Origin of the sequence: Saccharopolyspora terrae, assembly GCF_004348435.1 — a bacterium.
Lineage (GTDB): Bacteria > Actinomycetota > Actinomycetes > Mycobacteriales > Pseudonocardiaceae > Saccharopolyspora > Saccharopolyspora endophytica.
In genome coordinates, this window is sequence record NZ_SMKS01000130.1 from 1 (window position 1) to 4599 (window position 4599).

General features: G+C 70.6%; 4 protein-coding genes. 3 read left to right on the plus strand and 1 reads right to left on the minus strand.

Annotated features, from left to right (window positions below; genetic code table 11):
- Positions 1–157: 157 nt before the first annotated feature.
- Positions 158–619 (plus strand): LapA family protein, encoded by a 462-nt coding sequence (locus E1181_RS30915; RefSeq protein ID WP_132679944.1) that lies wholly within the window; start codon positions 158–160, stop codon positions 617–619.
- Here E1181_RS30915 and E1181_RS30920 read toward each other — a convergent pair.
- Complete coding sequence (locus tag E1181_RS30920; RefSeq protein WP_268952521.1) at positions 616–1407, minus strand: NAD-dependent epimerase/dehydratase family protein; 792 nt, start codon at positions 1405–1407, stop codon at positions 616–618. The two genes, E1181_RS30915 and E1181_RS30920, sit on opposite strands and share 4 nt — an antisense overlap.
- A 286-nt stretch (positions 1408–1693) precedes the next feature.
- On the opposite strand from E1181_RS30920, the gene E1181_RS30925 reads away from it, so the two are divergent.
- Together E1181_RS30925 and E1181_RS30930 are read left to right on the plus strand one after the other, a co-directional pair.
- Positions 1694–3187: a sodium:solute symporter family protein gene (locus E1181_RS30925; protein ID WP_132679946.1), complete on the plus strand. Its 1494-nt coding sequence runs from the start codon at positions 1694–1696 to the stop codon at positions 3185–3187.
- Positions 3184–4305, plus strand: coding sequence for a hypothetical protein (locus tag E1181_RS30930; RefSeq protein WP_132679947.1), 1122 nt, complete (start codon positions 3184–3186; stop codon positions 4303–4305). Before E1181_RS30925 ends, E1181_RS30930 begins: the two co-directional genes overlap by 4 nt.
- The last annotated feature ends 294 nt before the right edge of the window (positions 4306–4599 follow it).

Consider the following 4599-nt stretch of genomic DNA (forward strand, 5'->3'; position numbering starts at 1 on the left):
GGTCCGAGCCGTCCATGATCGATCCGTTTTGTCCGGTCGGTTCGGGTCACATCCGTCACTTGGTACGCGCAGGTCCGGGAGACGTGAGATATCGAACCGGTGACGGAGCGGTGTGTGGGGTGGGGCGTGGGGCGGGGTCCGGTTGATGATGATCGGTATGTCTGAGAACGGGTCGAAGGACGCTGGAGCCGGGTCGGAGCGGGAGTCCGGGGCGGGGGAGCCGAGCGCGAACGGCGCGGCGGCCGAGGGCGTGACCGCCGAGGGCACCAACGGCAAGGACGCCCAGGGAGCCGCCGGTGGCAGCGGGGCCGTCGAGAAGGCGGGGGAGCCCGTCGAGCGTTCCGGTGGCGGCAAGCACGAGCTCGCGCCGCAGAGCCGGACCGGCGTGCTGTGGACCGCGCTGGCCATCGCGGGCGTGGTGCTGGTCTTCCTACTGATCTTCGTCGCGCAGAACTTCGCGGCGGTGACCGTGCACTTCCTGGGCCTGAAGTTCAGCCTGCCGATCGGCCTCGCCCTGCTGTTCGCCGCGATCGTCGGCGGCGTGCTGGTGTGGCTGGCGGGCACGGCGCGCATGATCCAGATGCGCCGCGCCGCCAAGAAGGCCCGCAAGCAGTCCTAGTTCGGTTCCCCCAGGGGAGCCGAGGTGAACGGGCCGCCGAGCAGTTCGTGCGAGGTGTTCGCGGCGACGCGGGAGGCGAAGACGGCCTCCGCGTCGTCGCGGGACGCGTAACCGAGTTCGGCGGCCTCGGTCAGCGGCACCGGGCGTCGCGCGTTGTCCGAGACGCCCCAGACCACGCGGTAACCCGGAGACGGGTGCGACAGGCTGGCTTCCAGCAGCCGCGCGCAGTCGTCCGGCGAGAGCCACAGGCCCAGCCCGCGCTCGTCGCTCACCGTCTCGAAGCACGCACCGATGCGGATGCAGATCACGTCGATGCCGAACCGCGAGTGGTAGAGGCTGCCCAGCGCCTCCATCGCGGCCTTGCTCACCCCGTAGTAGGTGTCCGGGCGCGGCGGTGAGTCCGCCGCCAGCGTCGCGGCCTCCGCCGTGGAGCGGAATCCGGCGACGTGGTTGCTGGAGGCGAGCACGACCCGCCGGACGCCGGTTCGGCGAGCGGCGTCCAGCACGGTGCGGGTGCCGTCGATGTTGACCGAAAGCGTTTCGGCCCAGCTGTTCTCGCGGCTGTGGCCACCCAGGTGCACCACCGCGTCGACGTCGGTGCAGGCCCGCGCCATGGCCTCGGGGTCGGTGACGCTGGCTTCGACGATCTCGACCGCTTCGTCGTCCGCCGCGGGCGCGGGTCGAACGATGTCCAGCAGTCGCAGCGTCCGGCCCTCGCGGCGCAACCGAGGCCGCATCAACGTTGCGATGCCGCCGGCGGCTCCGGTGATCAAGATGCGCTCCGACAAGGCCTTTTCCCTTCGCATCAAGGAATTCCGGATGCGTGGTGCCGCGCCGAACGCCGGTTGACATGTGATCGACGCCATACTAGCGTCCGGCTCCGGAACTTTACGAAACGAATTGTTCAGGGCTGCGCGGGAAATCCGTGAGGTCCGTACGGCCCAATTGGGAAGCGCTTTCCTCCCTGGGGGCGAGCAAGCACCACATCCGGCGCACGCGCCCGGGTCGACGACGATCCGCAGCGAGCTCGAAAGCCGCGGAGTTCCAAGCCATCGGATGTGAAGGGGTGGGCCGGTGCACGCGCTGGACTGGGTCATGGTGATCGGGTACTTCGGCTTGATGATCGGCATCGGCTGGTGGTCGCACCGAAGGGTCAAGACCGACAAGGACTTCTTCATCGCCGGGGGTCGAATGCCCTGGTGGCTGGCCGGGATCTCGCACCACATGTCCGGCTACAGCGCGGTGCTGTTCGTCGCCTACGCGGGAGTGGCCTACAGCCAAGGCGTCACGGTCTACTTCTGGGGATTCGCCTCCATCGGTATCGGCGTGGCGATCGGGGCCTGGTTGTTCGCCGCGCGCTGGAACCAGTTGCGCGCCGAGTTCGGCGTGGCCTCGCCGCTGGAGTTCCTGGCCCGTCGCTTCAACATCCCCACCCAGCAGGCGCTGGCCTGGAGCGGCGCCTCGCTGAAGGTCTTCGACGTGGCCTCGAAGTGGTTCGCGGTGTCGATCCTGCTGGAGTCCTTCGCGGGCGTGCCGATCCTGGCGGGCATCCTGGTCACCGGTGGCGTCACGCTGCTCTACTGCACGGCGGGCGGGCTGTGGGCCGACGCGCTCACCGACTTCGGGCAGTTCGTGATCCAGGGACTGGCCGGGATCGTGATGATCTGGGCTGTGCTGTCCTCGCTCGGCGGGATCTCGGGGCTGTGGACCATGTGGGACCGGCTGCCCGCCGGGCACCTCTCGCCGGTCACCGAGGACTACACGACCGTCTTCCTGCTGGTGTACGTGCTGGTCAAGACGCTGGAGTACAACGGAGGGATGTGGAACCTGGCGCAGCGCTACATGGCCTCGCCGGACAACCACGCCGCCCGCCGGGGCGCGCTGCTGTCCTCGGCGCTGTACCTGGTCTGGCCGCTGGTGCTGATGTTCCCGATGTTCGCCGCGCCGCTGTTCGTGCCGGGGCTGGAGGACCCGACGACCTCCTACGCCGCGATGACCGAGAAGCTGCTGCCCGCGGGCATGGTGGGTCTGGTGCTGGCCGGGATGTTCTCGCACACGATGGCCATGGTCGCCTCCGACGCCAACGCCATCTCGGCGGTGATCACCCGTGACATGCTGCCGGTGCTGTGGCGCAAGGCCCGCGCGTTCGGCGAGGCGCAGCGGTTGCGCGCCGGCCGGGTCGCGACGTTCGGCTTCATCGCGCTGAGCATGCTGGTGGCCACCCAGGCGGACAACCTCGGCGGCGTGCTGTCGATCGTGGTGTCGTGGGTGGCGGCGCTGATGGGGCCGATCTCGGTGCCGCTGCTGCTGGGGATGCTGCCGTGGTTCCGCCGCAGCGGTTCGCGCGCGGCGCTGGTGTCGTGGGCCGGTGGTCTGATCACCTACGCGGTGCTCTACTACGGCGTGGACGCCGGTCAGACCGCGACCGTGGCGACGCCGATCCTGGTCTCGCTGGCGCTGTTCATCGGGCTCGGGGCCGTCGCTTCCGAACGGACCGAGGAGGTCGACGAGATGCTCGACGTGCTGGACCGCGCTGCCCAGGGCGGCGCGGCGGCGGCCGCGCGGTGAGCGCGCACGTCACCGGCTACGCCTATCCCTGGGACGTGCGGCCCGGTTTCGCGGATCGGGTCGCGGCGTCCGGGGTGGACGAGGTCGCCGTCGCGGTCGCGTACCACAGCGCTCGCGCGGCCACCCCGTTCGACGGGACCCGCAGCGCGGTGGTGGCCCGCCACGCCGCGCTCTACCGGCCGGTGGGCACCGGCTGGGGGAGGCTGCGCCCGGCCGAACCGGACTGGGTGGGGCCCGACAGCGCCGGTGAGGCCGTCGCCGAGCTCCGCCGCAGCGGCGTCGACGTCGCCGCGTGGCTGGTGCTGACCCACAACTCCCTGCTGGGCGGGCGGTTCCCGGACGTCGCGGTGCGCAACTGCTTCGGCGAGGTCTACCCGTGGGCGCTGTGCCCGTCGCACGCCGAGGTGCGCGACTACGCGGCGCGGCTCACCCGGTCCGCGCTGGACGGTCTCGACGTGCGGTCGGTGGTGCTGGAGGCGTGCGGTCAGCTCGGCGCGGTGCACCAGCACCAGCACGAGAAGACCGACGCGGTCTGGTCGCCCGCGGCGGCCCGGCTGCTGTCGGTCTGCTGCTGCGCGGCGTGCGCGCGCGGCTGGACCGGCTCCGACGCCGAGCGGGTGCGCGAGGCGCTGCGCACGGAGGTCCGCCGCGTCATCGCCACCGGTGATCTGACCGAGGTGGACGACGAACTGCCCGCTGACCTGCGAGAAACCCTGCTCGCGACCCGTTCTGCGGGCACCGACCTGCTGCGCGGCGCGGTGCTGGAGGCGATCGGCACGGGTCGCAGGGTGCTGCTGCACGGCAGTGCCGACGCCTGGGCGACGGGCGCCCTGCCGGGACTGACGCCGCGCGCGGGGGGCGAGGTCGACGGCGTCGTCGTGCCCTGCTGGACCCCGGCCGGGCCGGAGGAGGTAGCCGCGGCCAAGGCCGCCGGGATCGACGACGTCGGCGCCTACGTGACCGCCGTCGGACCGCAGGCCGGCGACCTGGTCGGCCACGTCCGCCGGTTGCGCGCGGCCGGAGCGAGCGAGCTGCACCTGTACCACCTCGGGCTGGCGGGTCCGGCCCGCGCTCCGCTGCTGCGGGAAGCCGCGGACGAGGCTCATCGCGGTGGTTGAATCCGTCGGTTTGGCCCGATTCCGGGGTGATCGCGAAAATCGTCGGGGGCATTCCGCTCAGTAAGGGGTCCGGACTCCATTCGAGTGGTCTCGAAGGCTCCTTTATCGGGGTTCGCCCCGTGCGCATCCGGGGCTTTTCACACCTTTTTCTCACTATCGCGGTTCAGTGAGGTGATCTCAGTGGAATGGGGATGGCTGAGGGCCTGAGGAGATGTGGGCGTGGGGTCCTGGTAGAAGAAGGTCTCACCACAAGATCATCTTCAGAACCAGGACCCCACGTGATCACCTATCGTG

What these genes read in the sequence shown, in the direction of transcription:
- E1181_RS30915 (WP_132679944.1), top strand. Translation starts at nt 158, where the DNA reads ATGTCTGAGAACGGGTCGAAGGACGCTGGAGCCGGGTCGGAGCGGGAG.